This window comes from Qipengyuania sp. JC766, assembly GCF_040717445.1.
Lineage (GTDB): Bacteria > Pseudomonadota > Alphaproteobacteria > Sphingomonadales > Sphingomonadaceae > JC766.
Genome location: NZ_JBFEFL010000001.1, coordinates 1,794,377 through 1,811,113, shown reverse-complemented (window position 1 = coordinate 1,811,113; position 16,737 = coordinate 1,794,377). Strand labels below are relative to the sequence as shown.

General features: G+C 57.5%; 11 protein-coding genes and 1 tRNA gene. 7 read left to right on the top strand and 5 right to left on the bottom strand.

What is annotated here, in order from left to right; all coding sequences use genetic code 11:
* The first annotated feature begins 2 nt into the window (after positions 1–2).
* Positions 3–500, top strand: a complete 498-nt coding sequence (locus AB1K63_RS08660) for an NfeD family protein (protein WP_366959703.1) — start codon at positions 3–5, stop codon at positions 498–500.
* 4 nt (positions 501–504) lie between these two features.
* Here AB1K63_RS08660 and AB1K63_RS08655 read toward each other — a convergent pair whose 3' ends face one another.
* Positions 505–1,452, bottom strand: coding sequence for a complex I NDUFA9 subunit family protein (locus AB1K63_RS08655; RefSeq protein ID WP_366959702.1), 948 nt, complete (start codon positions 1,450–1,452; stop codon positions 505–507).
* Positions 1,453–1,633: 181 nt separating this feature from the next.
* Here AB1K63_RS08655 and AB1K63_RS08650 point away from each other — a divergent pair.
* Both AB1K63_RS08650 and AB1K63_RS08645 read left to right on the top strand, forming a co-directional pair.
* Positions 1,634–1,720, top strand: a tRNA-Leu gene (locus tag AB1K63_RS08650).
* A gap of 177 nt (positions 1,721–1,897) precedes the next feature.
* The gene (locus AB1K63_RS08645; protein ID WP_366959701.1) at positions 1,898–3,112 is read left to right on the top strand and encodes an integrase arm-type DNA-binding domain-containing protein; all 1,215 of its coding nucleotides are present in this window, start codon (positions 1,898–1,900) and stop codon (positions 3,110–3,112) included.
* A 19-nt stretch (positions 3,113–3,131) separates the two neighbouring features.
* Here AB1K63_RS08645 and AB1K63_RS08640 read toward each other — a convergent pair whose 3' ends face one another.
* The 4 genes from AB1K63_RS08640 to AB1K63_RS08625 all read right to left on the bottom strand — a co-directional run bounded on the left by AB1K63_RS08640 (position 3,132) and on the right by AB1K63_RS08625 (position 8,814).
* Positions 3,132–7,544, bottom strand: a complete 4,413-nt coding sequence (locus tag AB1K63_RS08640) for an ATP-binding protein (protein WP_366959700.1) — start codon at positions 7,542–7,544, stop codon at positions 3,132–3,134.
* A 165-nt stretch (positions 7,545–7,709) separates the two neighbouring features.
* Positions 7,710–7,934 (bottom strand): hypothetical protein, encoded by a 225-nt coding sequence (locus AB1K63_RS08635; RefSeq protein WP_366959699.1) that lies wholly within the window; start codon positions 7,932–7,934, stop codon positions 7,710–7,712.
* 311 nt (positions 7,935–8,245) lie between these two features.
* Positions 8,246–8,629 (bottom strand): DUF3768 domain-containing protein, encoded by a 384-nt coding sequence (locus AB1K63_RS08630; RefSeq protein WP_366959698.1) that lies wholly within the window; start codon positions 8,627–8,629, stop codon positions 8,246–8,248.
* Complete coding sequence (locus AB1K63_RS08625) at positions 8,626–8,814, bottom strand: hypothetical protein (RefSeq protein ID WP_228243351.1); 189 nt, start codon at positions 8,812–8,814, stop codon at positions 8,626–8,628. Before AB1K63_RS08625 ends, AB1K63_RS08630 begins: the two co-directional genes overlap by 4 nt.
* A 629-nt stretch (positions 8,815–9,443) precedes the next feature.
* Here AB1K63_RS08625 and AB1K63_RS08620 point away from each other — a divergent pair.
* The 4 genes from AB1K63_RS08620 to AB1K63_RS08605 are packed head-to-tail and all read left to right on the top strand — an operon-like array spanning position 9,444 to position 16,722.
* Complete coding sequence (locus tag AB1K63_RS08620) at positions 9,444–10,958, top strand: ATP-binding protein (protein WP_366959697.1); 1,515 nt, start codon at positions 9,444–9,446, stop codon at positions 10,956–10,958.
* Entirely contained in the window at positions 10,951–13,707 is a 2,757-nt protein-coding gene (locus AB1K63_RS08615) for a Z1 domain-containing protein (RefSeq protein WP_366959696.1), read from the top strand. The genes AB1K63_RS08620 and AB1K63_RS08615 overlap by 8 nt, the downstream gene beginning before the upstream one ends.
* Positions 13,694–14,677, top strand: a complete 984-nt coding sequence (locus AB1K63_RS08610) for a PD-(D/E)XK motif protein (protein ID WP_366959695.1) — start codon at positions 13,694–13,696, stop codon at positions 14,675–14,677. The genes AB1K63_RS08615 and AB1K63_RS08610 overlap by 14 nt, the downstream gene beginning before the upstream one ends.
* Positions 14,665–16,722: an AIPR family protein gene (locus AB1K63_RS08605; RefSeq protein ID WP_366959694.1), complete on the top strand. Its 2,058-nt coding sequence runs from the start codon at positions 14,665–14,667 to the stop codon at positions 16,720–16,722. Before AB1K63_RS08610 ends, AB1K63_RS08605 begins: the two co-directional genes overlap by 13 nt.
* Positions 16,723–16,737 lie beyond the last annotated feature (15 nt).

The window sequence follows — 16,737 nt, the reverse complement described above, 5'->3', positions numbered from 1 at the left end:
AAATGGACCCCGGCTTCTTCGATAGCGTCGACGCGGCTTGGTGGTGGGTCACCATCGGCCTGGCGCTGGCCGTGCTCGAACTGGTGGTGCCGGGCGTCTACCTGATCTGGCTGGCGCTGGCCGCGCTCACGACCGGCGCGATCGCCTTCGTGCTCGATTTCGGGGTGGGCTTCCAGATCGTCAACTTCGTTGCCTTGGCGCTGATCTTCGCGCTGTCCGCCAAGCGCTACCTGCGCGACACGCCGATCGTCAGCAGCGATCCCTCGCTCAACAAGCGCGGCGAGCAGCTGGTCGGCCAGTCCGCCGTCGTCACCGTTCCGATCGAGGGCGGGGAAGGGCGTGTGCGCGTGGGCGACAGTGCATGGATCGCGCATGGTCCCGATGCGGAGACCGGCGCGCGCATGCGCATCGTCCGCGTCACGGGATCGGCGGTTGAGGTCGAACCGCTCAACCTGCTGAAGGACGAGAGCTCGGCGCCGCCGGCCCTGCCGTCCGACTAGGGCGTCAGACCTGCCGCACGCGGTCGGAGAAACGGCCGTGCTTGCGGTGGGTCACCATCCACCGGTCCAGGAACAGGCCCAGCGGTCGGGGGCTGATGTCCAGTTCCGCAAAGCCGGGATGGTCCCCGCTCGCGACGTTGCCGTTCTTCAGCAGCGTCCACTGGTCGCTGCCCATCGGCGTTCCCGGCATGGCCGCGAAGCCGGCCGACAGCGCGTCGGGCATGGGGATGAAGGTCCGCTTGCGTCCCTGCGCCTCGGCGATCCTGCGGTTGAGTTCCATCATGGTGACCTTCTCGGGCCCGCCCAGCTCGAACGTCTTCCCGCCATGTGCCCCCGGATCGGCCAGCGCCGCCACGACCGCGTCCGCCACGTCGCCGACATAGACCATCTGTAGGGGCGAGTCCGGTGCGAAGACCGGCAGGACCGGGAACAGTCGGATCAGGTCGGCGAACATGGTCAGGAAGTTGTCGTCCTCCCCGAACAGGATCGACGGACGCAGGATCGTCGCTTGCGGGAATGCCTCGGTCACGAGCTTCTCGCCCAGCGCCTTGGCCTGTGCATATTCCGCCTCGCCGTCGGGATCCTCAGCAATAGCGCTCAGATGGACGAACGCCCGTGCACCTGCATCCTTCGCCGCCTGCGCGAGCTTGCCGGCGGCATTGCCCATGAGTTGCCGCAGATTGCCCTCGAAGCTGCCGACGAGGTTCACCACGAAGTCCGCCCCATGCATCGACGCCTCGACGCTCGCCTCGTTCGTCACGTCGCACCGCGCGAACTGCAACTGGCCCAGATTGGCGAGCGGCTTCAGTTCGAATGCCTTCTCCGGATGGCGGCTCGCAATGCGGACCCGCGCGCCGCGCTCGAGCAGTTCCTGCGCAACGTAATGCCCGATGAACCCGCTGCCGCCGAAAACGACGACCAGTCTGTCGGTAAGGGGATCGGTCCGTGCCATGTCAGATGCCTGTCTGTGAATATCGGAGGTTTGCCGGTTCGCGAAGCGCGTTGCATCAACGTGGGCCCCCGCGCAAGCGTTCCACCGCACATGACGCCGAATTGCATTGACAACGCCCCCGCGCCACGGCTAACCGCGCGCCTCATTCGGACCGGCGGTGACCTCCGCTCGGATACGAAGTGCCCAGATGGCGGAATTGGTAGACGCGCCGTCTTCAGGTGGCGGTGGGGGCAACCCCGTGGAGGTTCGAGTCCTCTTCTGGGCACCATTTGTTCTCATCAGAACGTTCCAAAACATTGCAGAAATGGCGGAATTCTGCCATTCTTGACCTCTAGCGCAGAAAGCGAGGTCTTGTTTTGTTCCGCTTTGTTCCAACGTCTGTGGGGGCCTCGGCTGGGGGCTCCAGTTCAAAAGGCCCCAACTTGCACAAAAGTGAGGCCCCCAAATGAGCCTCAATGTGCAGGAAATCAAAGGCTTCCGGGCTGCCGATAAGTCGTACAAGAAATACGACTCGCGGGGGCTACTGCTTCTGGTGAAGCCGAACGGCTCCAAGCTCTGGTATTTCAAGTACCGCTTCGGCGGGAAGGAAAAGAAGCTGCCCATCGGCGCGTTCCCAGAGGTCAGCTTGTCGCAAGCGCGTCAGCTTCGCGACCGGGCGCGGCTCAAGGTTTCCGATGGCATCGATCCGATGCTTGAACGGAAGCGCAAGAAGGCCAGGATCAAGCTAGGTGCGGAGAACACCTTCGAGGTCATCGCTAACAAGTACATCGACGAGAAGATGGTGCCCGAAGGCAGGGCGGAGGCCACGCTGCGCAAGGCGCGCTGGTTCCTCGAACTGCTCAAGCCCGCAATCGGCAATATGCCGATCAATGACGTCGATCCGCAGTTGATGCTGGCAGCGCTCAAGAAACTCGAAGCCAAAGGCAATCTCGAAACCGCGAAGAAGTGCCGATCGTTCTCAAGCCGGGTGTTCCGGTATGGGGCCGCGCTCGGCCAGTGCCAAACCGATCCGACATCGATCCTGCAGGGCGCACTGGTCACGCCCAAAGCACGACACTACGCTGCGATCCTTGAACCCGAGAAGTTGGGCGGGCTCCTTCGCGCCATCGATGATTTCGAATGCTATCCGGCAACGAAATTCGCGCTGAAGATCGCACCGCATGTCTTTGTGCGACCCGGCGAGCTTCGCCACGGCGAATGGAACGAGATCGATTGGGACAAGGCCACCTGGACAATTCCGGAAGGCAAGATGAAGGCACGCCGGACTCATGTGGTGCCTCTATCACGCCAGGTGTTGGAGCTGTTTCGAGAGCTGAGATCGATTACCGGCAGCAAGGGCTACATCTTCCCGGCGTTCCATACGCGTCAACGTCCCATGAGCGAGAATACTATCAACGCGGCATTCCGGCGTATGGGGTTCACCAAGGACGAAGTGACGACGCATGGCCTTCGCTCAACGGCCTCGACCATGCTCAACGAAAGCGGTCTGTGGCATCCCGATGCGATTGAGCGGGCACTGGCTCATGGCGACAGCAATGCCATCCGCGGTGTCTACAATCGGGGTAACTACTGGGACGAGCGCGTCAAGATGGCTCAATGGTGGAGCGATCATCTTGATGCACTTCGGCAGCGTAAGTCTAAGTCTGAGCCCAAGAGGTAGGCAATGGGCTCTTGCTCAGTTAGCGCCCAATTACATCCTTGGCTGCTTCCTCAGCTCCATATGCGCCAGCATCCAATAGCTTCTCGTAAACGTCCATCGCCCTCGCCCGAAGAGGCCCATCATTGCGTTGAAGAGCTATCGCGACCTGAACGAAGTCCTTGTCAATGAAGCCTCGGCTTTTGCCGCCCTTCTTGTCGATTATCAATTCAGCGACACGCTCTGTTACCTGCATGACAGGATCGTCGAAACCCGGATAGAGCAGCAGGGATTGCAGACCATCGGCAAATCTTCCTGTAAGTGAAGCGCCGAGCACTTCCGCATTCTCGGCAATCTGCAGGATCAATTCCTTCGTCATCTCGTCAGGTTGAAGTGTGTCGGTTCTATCGACCGCCGATGAAATCGCATGAGCTTGGTCGCCTTGCGTTTTGGAAACGAAGGTCATGAGCAAGGTGTGAGCAGTTTTCCGTAGATCAGTGTCACTGTCCTGCCAGGCAGAAGCTGCCGTGAATAGCCGACCGGTCAATTCTGGAGAAGGCTCATCAAGCAGCACGTCAGTCAGCGCCAGCGACACCGTGGATGTAGGCTCGGTCAGCCGATATGCCTCGGCTAGTTCGGCTGCCGCCTGTCGCCAATCTTCATCGCCGCTGGCGGACCAAGCCTTGATCACTGTGGTCATCAATTCCTCCGGCATCATCGCCCGGTTTGACCAAAGCGTCCCTCCCAGATCGACGCTGAGAAATACTCGCTCGTCCGTTTTCCAAAGGTTGGCAAGAAGTTGCCTCACACGCTCTCGGTCGGCCCAATAAAGCCACCTGCCTTCGCTTAGGAGAAGAAACGACCATATATGTGGGTCTTCCGCTCGCGCAGCATGGCGCTCAAGGATGGTCAACCATTGATCGAAGGCGCGATCATCTCGACCAATCAGACCGTGAAAAATCGCGTCGAGAATAGAATAGTTGTCCTGCGGAACGATCCGCATGCCACCAAGCCGATGGCTCGCAAAGACAATGGGATCCGGAACAGTCTTTTCACGAGCGTTTCTACGTTCATTCTCGGCATCCATTGCGAGCCGCCGGTCAATTTTCTCCGCGATTTCTGTCGGGTCGTTTTCGAGCCAACTTTCCAGCAAATCGATCGTCTCATCCGGAAGTCCGGACAGCTTTCCCGCAAGCCTTGCAAGTGCCCACGATGCGAATGTCTTCCAGGTGCGCGACGCAAAGCCTCGCTCCGAGAGTTCGTAAATAAGCGCCAACAAGCGCTCAGCTGAAAAGCCCTCCAACTTGGACAGTTCTTCGACCATCTGTGCCGCAGCATGCTCGTGGCGACCGTGAGCGAAGTTCTCTTCACATAGGGCAACTGCCCTCTCGGGATTTTCCTTTGCGAACGCCCCGAATGCACGCGATAACTCCGTTACTCCGCCATCCATCGAAATTCGGCGGCGGCGCGAACGCTCAGGAGACTCATCGTTGATCTCATCAAGAATCGCGAAGATATCTTCGTCGCGGGCTCTCGCCATCTTTTCGTGAGACATGGGCGATCCGACGAATGTCGCCATCGACACGCCGGCTCTTCGTCGGGGAATGGGGTGACGTTGTGCTGCCCGCCATTCATTGATCTGACGGCGTCTTCGAGCGCTCAAGAAACGATCAGGGAGACGTTCGAGCAGTTCCATTCGATGTTGGTCAGCCCATTTCAGCCGTTGAAGGCGCGTCTTCGGCTCGTCGTCCTTTCCGAATTCGGGACCGTACAACGACCAACTTTCGATGCGATCACGCAATCGACCTACCACTTCCTCACTGAGCTGTGGCGCGATTGCCTCCACCAACTCCTGAGACGAGAGCCCGCTTTCAGTGGAGGATAATCCGGGTTCAAGATTGACGTGTGCATCGCCTATTTGGAAACGGCGCTCGTCGGCCATCAGAAATGCGAATGCATCTCCGGATAACGCTGCGCTGCCCGCGATGAAAGTTTGCGCGACGACATCCTGCACCTGATCAATTTCGATTGCTTCCAGTTCCCGGATGAGGCGCAACGCATCGTGGGGTCTAGCTGCCGCGACGGCCTTCATTGCGTCACGAAAAGCCTCCAGCACGCTATCCCGATCTCTGTCGAAATCCCAATCCCAAGGTAGCTGCTTTGCTTTGGGAAATCGCTTGTAACCTTCGTAGTACGGCGCAACTTCTCGTTTTGCGATAGCAAGAAATCGCGGCAGGAGCGCTTCCGCGAATTCCAATGCGGCCTCTTGGGCAAGTTTCTCGACATCATGAAGTGTCGGATTTTTGTGATTATCGATCTCTTGGGTATCGAACCAAAGGCCCACTAGTCGACATGCTTCCGCATACCGTTGCTCCGCTCGAAGCGTGGTGACAAAATGCGATACGGCGTATGGATCGATTGCAGTTCGGCTCAGGATTTCGCTAATCAGTTGCTCAACTGCTGGCGTTACTACGCCGGACTGTTCGGCCACCCGGAAAACCAGCCCGTCTTGGTCAGGCTGACTCCAATGCCGACGTATCAGATCGACGACATAATCTGGGTCCTCCTTTGCTTCTGCGGCTAGCCCCTGTGTTGCTCTCCATTGGAATTCTTCGTTTTTCATTAGCGTCGAAAGGCATTTTCGAAGCATCGCACTCCAGCTTGACCAGCGCTCGGTGATCTTTCCAAATGCACGGTTTGCGAGGATCGGATCGTCGCGAATCAGTGTCTCAACCCAAGCGCCCTCCTGGTCACTTGGATTGGCCGATGTCGAAACAACATCGACAACAAGATGCTTCACATGTCGCCGGGTTGTAGTGCTCCAAAGAAGTGCCGAAACGGCTCGATGATAAGCCTCTGGATCAATCTGCCGGAGCCGCTCCAATGACCTCAGAACCGTTGCGCGAACGAAGAGACTGTCTTGATTGCGCCAAGTGTATTCGGCCAAGTCTTTGCCTGTTTTGAAGCTTTTCGCTTGGAAATCGTCGAGCCAGGATTGATGACAGAAACCGATCTTGGCTCCGCTGCGAACGACAAGTCCACAAGCTTCCGCACGTACCAAAGCATCCTTGTGCGCTGCCTCGTAGGCATCCATCGGTCGCCAGAGAGTTTCTGTTTCCAACATCTCTCCAGCCAATCGATCCATCAGCTGCAGCACATCTTGCCGTTGTGGATCGGTGCCGAGTTGTGCGGTCGCAAGCCATCGGTCGAGCAAGCTTCCGCTATCAACCGAAGACGGGGAAGCGCCCCGCTGGATCACCTCGACGAATAGCTTTAGAGCGAACGGCCTTCGGAGTGTCTGCCACAACGGTTGGGGGACTTCGCTCCAATCAATTCCCAGTTCCGTCAGGAAGGCTTGCACTGCTTCTACGGCGGGCAAGGCAAGATGAAACTCTTCGGCACGTAGCTGTTGGAAACGAGCATCATGCGCAGCTTCAAAAGGCCGTGATGAGACCACAACATGAACTGGCAATCGTTGTTCTTGGGCCTGTCTAACCAGCCGGAGCAGAACCTTCATTCGCTGGCTAGTCCGATCCATCACGTCACTTACGGCGTCCAATTGATCGATGATCAAGACGACCGGCGCGTTGCGCGCCAGCGCAGATAGCTCAGGCAGAAGTGAACCTGTCATGCCCAATGCCCGCGCAATGTCATCAAAAGTTGCTACATCCGCAGGCAGGGTGTCGGCTTTGATGCCAAAGACTGTTGAGCCTTGGTTTTCCAGTTCTTCGGTAAGTTTGGCCAAGAGGGCAGATTTGCCGGAGCCAGCTTCACCGATCAGCAAGGTAGCTGCACTCGCCTCAGCGAGTATGTAAGTCTTCAGACGCTCCAGCTCTGGCCTTGTAAGTTCATGGCCTGAAATCGCTCTAGGCCAATTGCGAAGTTCATCGGACCCCGACCTTGCATCCTGGCGGGCGCGATCAAGGTCGATCGCATCAGCCTCGTGGCGCTGAGCCATCCCCTCCAAAACCGAAATGATAATTTCCGTGTTTTTGAATGTGGCCTCGGTCGTTACTAAGTGCCCCAATTCACGCCAGTGTTTGGACTGATATAACCTTGAACGGAGTTCTCTAAAAAAATTGACAAATGCAGGATTCAGGTCCGTCGGCTCGGTCTGAAAAATTCTGGAGAGCGCGGCATCGACGCCATCATTCCCTGCAAAGCGTTCAACAAACATCTTGACGTACTGATCGGCCAATCGCTCCGGGTCTGGCAATTGGGAAGGGTCAGACACGAGAGCTTGAAGCGTTGGCACGATCACCTGCTTGACAAAACTCTCTGATCTAAGATCTTCAGCAAGTGAGGGAGCCTCGGATATTGCAGCTTCGATTGCGTTCGCGGCGATCGAAGCCAGTTCCTCTTTAGCGTCGTGGGACTTCAGCCACGCGAAGCCCTTGGAACCGATATGGGTCACGATTGCTTCGCCAAGGGCGCCAAGAATCATTTCGGTCAGCATTTCTGAAACATAGTCAACGGATTGTTCAAACGGGAGAGAGCCTGCAGAAATAGTCGACGCCGACAGGATTTATGCACCGCCAGTTTCCGTTCTTGGTCAAAGCAAATCTGAGAGAAAGTCAGTGGAACGAGGCTCTGACCTTTGTAATTGCCCGAAGGCCGGGCGCTAAGCGCCCGGCTCCTTCTTCTCATCATCCTGCGGCGTGCGCAGGACGATCCGACCGTTGATCGGCACCACTTCCAATTGAAGCGAAAGCCCTTTGCGGTCGCGATGGAACCACGCGGCTCCGATCCGAGTCCAGAATCCCTTGTCGCCCTTGTTGGCGACATGCCAGGCGAGGAAGTCCGGTGGATTGGTCTCCTGCGCGGGTGCGGTATTGCTGCGTGCCATGATGATTTCCTTTCGTGTCTGGTGGCTCGTTGCACCAAACAGGAAGGCCGCACGGCCAAGGGCAGGATTCATGTCCAACACGGGTGACACCGGCGAAGGCCGGGGAAACAGGCGCGGGCAGGGCATTGAAGGTTGACCGCGTGCGGCCATTTGAGTGCTTAAAACGAAGCCGACAATGCGAAGCGAATTCTCGCACGTGCTGCACCGCTCGGAACTAGACTGAAAGCCCGGTCGAAACCGGTTTGCGGTTCAAACAAGCGCAAAGGAATTGATGAGAAGCGCACCGCATTCTGCGGCGCGATTCTCCCGTTTCAGTATTCCGATGCCAGCATCATTGTCAGCACCCGCCGGGTAACGGCAGGATTGGCAGGGTCCTCACTGCCAAACTGCAAATCGCGGTCGTAGGCGTCGATCTTCCAGAACACGGTTTCGGCAGAGCGCGCCGGTCGCGTCGTCGTCCAGCGACCATCGCCATCCTGATATATCGCCCCGAAATCGCGCTCGCCATAAGGATCATTGTCCGGCGTGAATGCGTCGAAGGTTTCGACCAGCTCGCGCACCCGCGACTGATCCTCATCGGGCAAGGCCCGGAATCCCTCGGTCCCCACAGCAACACAGGCAAGGCCCATCGCCTGCCGTGCCCTATCATTGAGCCGGGCAATCCGCTCACTGCGGGAAAGGGCGCCAGTGGTCATTGCACCGCCCTCCCGCCGCATTCGCAAATGTGAACCAGCTCGCCAAAATCCTCCCGCTCGCCCAGCTCCTCGGCAAGCCGCCGTACCGTCCCAAACGGCAGGCCATTCTCATTGGCCAGCATCCGCAACCAGTCCTCGCGGCACTCGGCTCCGCAAGCCCGATAGTTCAATATCAGGTCACCCATTTTCTGCCCTCCTTCGGCTGAAAGCCGCATCCGACACGCGGCATGCGGCCTGCCTTCCGGCGAGGATGGGAGGGAGAGGGAAAACCGGAATCGATGCCCTGGCGCGGGCCAGCGGGCACAGCCCGCCACACGGGGGCGTCTACTTCCGGTTTCGGGAACGAGAGGGCAAAGCCTTTGGTGTTCCCGCCAGGGATCGCCCGGCGATCCAGAAAGATCGGCACCCTTGCAACGGCGCGAAGCCGACGGGGGTCCTGCGCGCGCGATCAGTGCGCCAGCGGGCGTCCGGCAATGAGAGAGGCAAGAGTGCCTGCGGGTTAGCTCAGTAACGCCGCGCCCTCAGGAGCATGACCGCAGGACATGCGGGACAGAGCGCGTCCATCAGGAATTCCCGCTCCGCTTCCGATCGCTCCTGATCGTCACCCGGATGGGACGGGACTACAGGCCCGGTCCGCATCAGCGGATAGAGCAGGTCGCCCGCAAGGGCAGCGCTCCGTTTACTGCCTGCAACCTTATCCGATCTGGCTTGTGATCAGGCGAACCATCGATGATGGAATTAGGCGCCGATGAATGTTGCTTAAGAAGTCAATCCCTATAACATCTTGGTCACTTTATGAATTACACGAGAATCCATGCCCTCTGAGCCGCTCCAAATTTCAATCCCGCGCAGGACTGCGGATGCGACTCCTCACGCGGCATCGCTCATCCAGAGCTTGCGAGATATTGGCTATTCCTCGGAAACGGCACTTGCCGACATCATGGATAACTCGATAACCGCTGGTGCGCGGAAAATCGAAATACTGTCCGAAACGAATGCGATTGAACCGGCGATTGCTGTCCTCGACGACGGCTGGGGTATGACCCTGGACGAGCTCGTCGAGGCGATGCGACCCGGCAGCAGCAATCCGCTCGATGATCGTGCCTCGGGCGATCTTGGACGCTTCGGGCTGGGAATGAAAAGCGCCAGCTTCTCCCAGTGCAAGCGATTGACTGTCCTGACCCGAAAGAATGGCGCGACTTCCGCCGCGACCTGGGACCTCGATGAGGTATCGCGAACCAACAAGTGGGAAATCGAGCTTCACGACAACCTGTCAGACATTCCCTGGAGCGATAGGCTTGGGGAACGGGGAACGCTGGTGGTCTGGCGATCGCTGGACAGGCTTTCGGGCGGAATAGAGAACGATCAGAGAAAGCGCGCGGAACATATCAATCGTCTGCTGGCAGAAGCCGAACGCCACATCAGGCTGGTGTTCCATCGCTTCATGACAGAAGACAAGCCACCGCTCGAAATAAGGCTGAACGGCAGAAAGCTCGACGCCCTTGATCCGTTCGGCACCAAATTCCCCAAGCATCAAGCCGACAGGCCGGACCGGCTTGAACTCAAGAATGGATATGTCGAGTTTCAGAGCTTCACGCTTCCGCACCACAAGGAAATCCCGACCGCCGACTGGAATGACCTGGGTGGTCCTGAAGGACACCTGCGAACACAGGGGTTCTATGTCTATCGAGGCAGACGTCTGATCATTGCCGGAAGCTGGCTCGGGATGGCGAGGCAGACCGAGTTGACCAAGCTGTGCCGTATCCGCGTCGATATTCCGAACACGATGGATTCCGACTGGAAGATCGATGTGAAGAAGGCATCGGCGCAGTTGCCTCCTGCTGTTCGTGAAAGGATGCGACTGCTCGTTGAACGGCTGGCCGTAACGTCAAAGCGCACCTACCAGCGCCGAGGGAAGAAGCTCGTGGACAACGAGTATTTCCCGGTCTGGCAGCGCATCCAGCGAGATGGTTCCATCATCTATCGTCCGGACCTGGCTCACCCGGTTTTCGCCGACTTCTCGGAGAAACTGCCAACTGATCTGCAGTCGGATTTCGCGAACCTCATCGGACTGATCGGCTCGTCGGTCCCGGTGGCATCGCTGCATTCGGACTTCGCTGGCTCCCCCGAAGACGTGAGAGCCGAGGATGCAGATGAACAGTCACTACGGCAACTCGCCGAGGCGATGATCCCGAGGCTTGTCGAGCAAGGCACCGACAGAGAGCGAATTACGGAAATCCTCTGTCAGATCGAGCCGTTCAAGTCGGCTGCCGCAATCGCGCGGAATGTGGTCGGTGAAGTTCTCGAGGGGATCGATTGGAATGACTGACAAGGTCGCGCAACTCGATGGAATGGTTTCCCAGCTCATTGCCAGCCAAGACAGGCCAACTGAGGAAAGCATTCGCGAGACGATAGCAACGGTCCGGATTCTGCCGATCTTTTCCGAAGTGACCGACGAAGACGCCGAGCTTCTTGCGCGTGAGCTCGAAGAGCGCATCGGCATCAGCATGGGAATTGGCGCGGTCATCGGTGAAACCGACTTCAAGCCTTGGCTGAGTGATGCTCGAGCCGATGGTCTGATCGAACCGTACTACTGGAACAGGTACAGAAAGCTGCTCGAACAGAAGCGCTTACCCAAGGATGTCGTCACTTCGACCGACCATGTCACCGATCGCATTCTGGACCGAATGGGCAATCCTAGCGACCGCACGGCATGGGATCGCAAGGGAATGGTCGTCGGCCACGTTCAGAGTGGTAAGACAGCGAACTATACCGGATTGGTCTGCAAGGCTGCTGATGCAGGATACCGCCTGATCGTGGTCATCGCAGGCATCCACAATAATCTACGCAACCAAACACAAGCAAGGATCGATGAGGGATTTATTGGGCGAGACACCGGGCGCCTTGAGATGGCAGAAACCCGCAATCGCCCTAGATACATCGGTGTTGGCACGTTCGATCACAGGCGTTCTCCGGTCAGTCTGACCACTACACTCCGGGACTTCAACAAGGGTACGGCCACGACCAACACGAGCGAAATCGGGTCGTATTCTGTCCCAGTCGTTTTGGTGATCAAAAAGAACTACCGCACTCTTTCGAACCTCATTGATTGGCTCCGTGAGCACAGCACAGGTCGGTATTCGGAGATGGTCGATCAACCCATGCTCCTGATTGACGACGAAGCCGACAATGCCTCCATCAACATCCAGTATGGTCGGGACGAAGTATCGCGCATCAATGGACAGATCAGGGACCTTCTGGGGCTTTTCCAGAGAAGTTGCTACGTCGGCTACACGGCCACCCCCTTCGCCAATATCTTCATCGACCCTGACTCTGATGACGAGGTTTACAAGCAGGACCTTTTCCCGAGGCATTTCATCATCGGGCTCGATGCGCCCACCAACTACTTCGGTGCGCGAAAGGTCTTCATCGACGGCATCCCTGATGATGATGGCGAGAGGCCGCAGTTCCTGCGCTACATCGACGACAATGGCGATCTGCTCCCGGTCAAGCACAAGATCGATCACGACATCACTGCCGTGCCGGAAAGCATGCTCTATGCGCTCCGGTGCTTCATCGTGGCCCGCGCAATCAGGAATCTGCGAGGTCAGAAGAACCAGCACGCGTCCATGCTCGTAAACGCATCTCGCTTCACCGGCATCCAGAACCTTCTGCGCAACAGATTGCATCAGCACTTGAAGGCCATCGAGGACGCGGTTCGAGTTGATGGTGCGAAGTTCGACGCCGACAACAACCCCGAGATTGCCGAACTGAAACGTTGCTGGGAGGACGAATATCGGGATGCGTGGCCCGAATGGGATGATGTCCGCGAGAACCTGCTTCCGGTGGTTGCTTCGGCAACCGTCACGGCAGTGAATTCATCCTCCTCAGAGAGCCTCGATTATGAAGCTGGCGGTGAGAATGGCCTGACCGTTATTGCGGTCGGCGGATTCTCGCTTTCGCGCGGCCTCACGCTCGAAGGGCTGACCGTGTCCTATTTCCTGCGCAACTCGTTGATGTACGACACCTTGATGCAGATGGGCCGATGGTTCGGTTACCGGCAGAACTACGAAGACCTCTGCCGCATCTGGATGCTTCGCGAGGCATCATCCTGGTACGCTCACATAGCAGAAGCCACCGAGGAGTTGCAGCTGGAGCTGAAGAAGATGGAACGCGCAAATGCCACGCCGGAACAATTCGGTCTCGCGGTGCGCAGTCACCCAAGTGCGCTGATGGTCACAGCCAGAAACAAGATGGGCTCAGGTCAGAAGCACCTGATGGTTGGCCTATCCAACAATTTCGTGGAAACGACGCGACTTGGAGCGGGAGAAGCTGCTCTCAATCACAACCGGAAAGTGCGCGACAGGTTCTTGGCTTCACTTTCGCGGAATGGCCATGCGCCCGAAAGTGCGCAGCAAGTCTCCGGTGGTCAGCTTCTCTCTGGGGTGCCATTCGAGGTCGTCGATGATTTCCTTCGTGATTTCGAGAATCATCCGGACTCCGTACTCTCGGCTACTGACCCCATCCGCAGATACATCGACGCGCGGCGTAACGAAGAAATGTCGGAATGGGATATCCTTCTGGCGTCCCTCAAATCCTCGGATGAGGCCGAACCACTCGAAATTGACGGGTGGAATATCAATCCGATCAATCGTTCGATCGGTCCTGACGATCTTGCCAACAACATCCTGACAATCAGTGGATCGAGTGCTCGTGTGGCTTCGCGAGGCATGGAAAAGGCGGGTCTTTCGCCTGATCGCGTTCACCAGGCCGAAGCGGACTATCGGGAAGAGAGAAACCTTGGCGCAGATGCCAAGGTCAATTTCCCGGATCGAGTATATCGGGCTCGCCGCGAGCGTCCGCTGTTCATGCTCTTCAACGTCTCGATCAAGAAGGACGGCGTCGATGACACCGACCACCACAGACTTCCTGACAAGCCCGTAGTCGGCTGGGGGATCAGCTTCCCGCCATCGGCCCGACCCGACCAGAAGGTCGAGTATATCCTGAACACTACCAAGCTTCGCGAACTCTTCGGCGAAGATGACAGCGATGAGGGCGCGCCCGATGACGAGGAATGACGACCCCTGGGATGGGTTGAGCGCGGGGGGCATTGATGCTCGAAGGGTCAATCCGGGCAACAATCATGACTTCTTCTGGATAATTTCGGGTAAATCGGAGCCCGGCCTTCTGTTGCGGCTGGCGGCAGATACAGCCGAGATCAAGCCGCTTCCGAAGTTGCGTTCGCTCGATCTGACTTACCGAGATGTTGCAGGTCACAAATCGCTGGTCCTGCTGCTCAGGGATGAAGAGCAACGGGAGCTCTTCGGGAGCCTTTGCAGGGATATCGTGCATGCGGGAGAGCAGGGAGGCGACAATAGCGATGCCCTGAATCGCTCGATCCGGCGCACGCTGCGCTGGCACCACCTTCTACGAGGCGGCAAGAGTGGCTTGCTTTCGCTGGAAGAACAGCGGGGGCTGATGGGCGAACTCCAGTTTCTCCAGCATCTGATAGACCTGATCGGACCGCGGGCGGCTATCGAAGCGTGGAAGGGACCCCTCGGATCTTCGAAGGATTTCGAACTCGACGGGTGCCTTGTGGAAGTGAAGGCGCGTCGCGGGGCGGCGAAACCCTTCGTACAGATTTCCTCCGAAGATCAGCTATCGGATGTGGACGGTTGCCGGCTGTTCCTCGTTGTCAGCGCAATCGATGCAGTCGTGAAGCCGAATGGTCTGACGCTGACCGATTATGTCACTGAGGTCGAGAAACTGTATGCCGTCGCCGACCCGGAAGCATATTCGCTCTGGGAAGAGGCAATCATGTCCACCGGCTTTGATTTCGAGGACGACTATTCCGACCGGCGCTGGAACGTGGGCAAAAGCTTGCATTTTGAAGTTGTCGAAGGCTTCCCAAGAATCTCGAACCCGCCGCCTTTGGGCGTCTCCGCAGTACGATACAGTATCAGTCTCGATGCCTGCTCGGATTTCGCAGTCGAGCCGGATTCGCTGGATCACCTGATCGTCGAGAGGAACGGTTCGTGGACGAACTGAACGAATACCACCGTCAGCTTATCGCAGAAATTCAGGGTGATGCAGATGCGATGGGCCTCATCACAAGTGAAGCATTTCTCGACAAGATTGCTGATGTCCTCGATGAAGCTGGAGAGGTCTCCTCGCTCTCGCAGTGCTATTTCGAGGGAAAGTTCGGTGCGAAAGCCGTCCAGGTAGATGCATACGCGTGGGACCCGACAGATGAAGAGGGCGTATTGAGCGTCCTTGTCTGCGATTTCACTGTCGCCGATGAACCCCAGTCAATCGACAAGACTGAAATCAGCCGTCTTCTCAAGCGGCTTGTCGAGTTTGTCATTGCCGCGAAAACACGCGACTTCCGCGAGGGGCTGGAAGAGACGAGCAACGGTTTTGTCCTGAGCGACCTGATTGCCCGGGCATGGAAGCAGATCAACAAGATCAAGCTCATCCTCGTAACCAATCGGATCAACAAGGCTCGGACTGATGCGCAACCTGTCGGCAATATTGGCGGAATTCCGGTCACCTCAAATGTGTGGGACCTAGCGCGCATTTATCGCTTCGAGTCGTCAGGCCAGACGCGGGAAGACCTGATCGTCGACTTTGCCGAATCCTTTGGCGAACCAGTTCCTGTCCTCAAGGCTTCCTACGATGGCGCACCATTGGAAAGCTATATCGCAGTAATTCCCGGGGTGCAGCTCGCGGAGATTTACGAAAAGTGGGGCGCAAGATTGCTTGAAGCCAACGTGCGAAGCTTTCTGCAGGCACGCAACAAGGTCAATCGCGGCATACGCGACACGATCCGTGACGATCCCAGCATGTTCTTTTCCTACAACAACGGACTGACAGCCACTGCAGAGTCCGTGGAAATTGCCGACATGGGAGAGGGCCTGCTCCTGATGTCCGCAAACAACTTCCAGATCGTGAACGGCGGGCAGACCACGGCTTCGATCCACGCGGCAAGGAAGCTTGCGCCGGAACAGCTGAAGGACGTATTTGTCCAGATGAAGCTCACAGTCGTACCGCCGGAACAGGCGGAAGATGTCGTCCCGCTCATCTCGCAATTCGCGAACAGCCAGAACAAGGTCAATGCAGCAGACTTTTTCGCGAACCATCCATTCCATGTGAAAATTCAGGAGTTCTCGCGCCGAATTCTCGCTCCGTCGGGTGACGAAGGGTATCGGGAAACCAAGTGGTTTTACGAGCGAGCGCGCGGACAGTTTGCTGACGAGCGTGGACGCCGTTCCGTTGCTGATCGAAAGCGCTTCGACGCCGAATATCCTCGGTCGCAATTCTTCACAAAGACTGATCTGGCCAAATTCGAGAATTCCTACCGCTGTCTGCCGCATGAAGTCAGCCTTGGGGCGCAGAAGAACTTCGGGAAACTGGCTCAGCTCATTGGCTCCGATTGGGAGAAGAAGAAGGATTCTTATGATGAGGTCTGGTTCAAGCGGCTGATCGCCAAGGCCATCATCTTTCGACACCTCGAGAAGCTGGTGCCACAGCAGGAATGGTACGCTGGGGGCTACAGGGCTAACATCGTCACCTATGCCTTCGCCAAGGTTGTCCATGATGCAGACTTGAAGAAGAAGGTAATCGACCTCGACCGGGTTTGGTCTCTTCAGCGCGTGCCCTCGAACCTTGAACGGGCCTGTCTCGATGCAGCCGAAGCGGCAAATGCGGTCATCACTGCGCCTCCGGCTGGTATCCGGAACATGAGTGAGTGGGCGAAGAAGCAGGCCTGTTGGGCCGAGCTTGCCAAACGTTCAGTTGAGTATGGTGCCGAATTCTGGGACAATCTGATCGATCCGGCTGACGCGCAAGCCAACAAGCGATCGGCTCGGAAGGACCGAGAACTGACATCCGGAATCGAGGCTCAAAGCGAAGTTGTCATGCAGGGGGCTGAATACTGGAAGCAGTTGCTGGCGTTTGGGCGGTCGATAAGCAAATTGACAGGGCGAGAGCAGGGAATCCTGACGGCCTGCACATTCCTGCCCGACCGTGTTCCGAGCGAAAAGCAGTCTCTTGGCGCACTGGCTATCGCGGAAAAGCTTGAGGAATTCTACTGACGGTCGTCCAGTCGG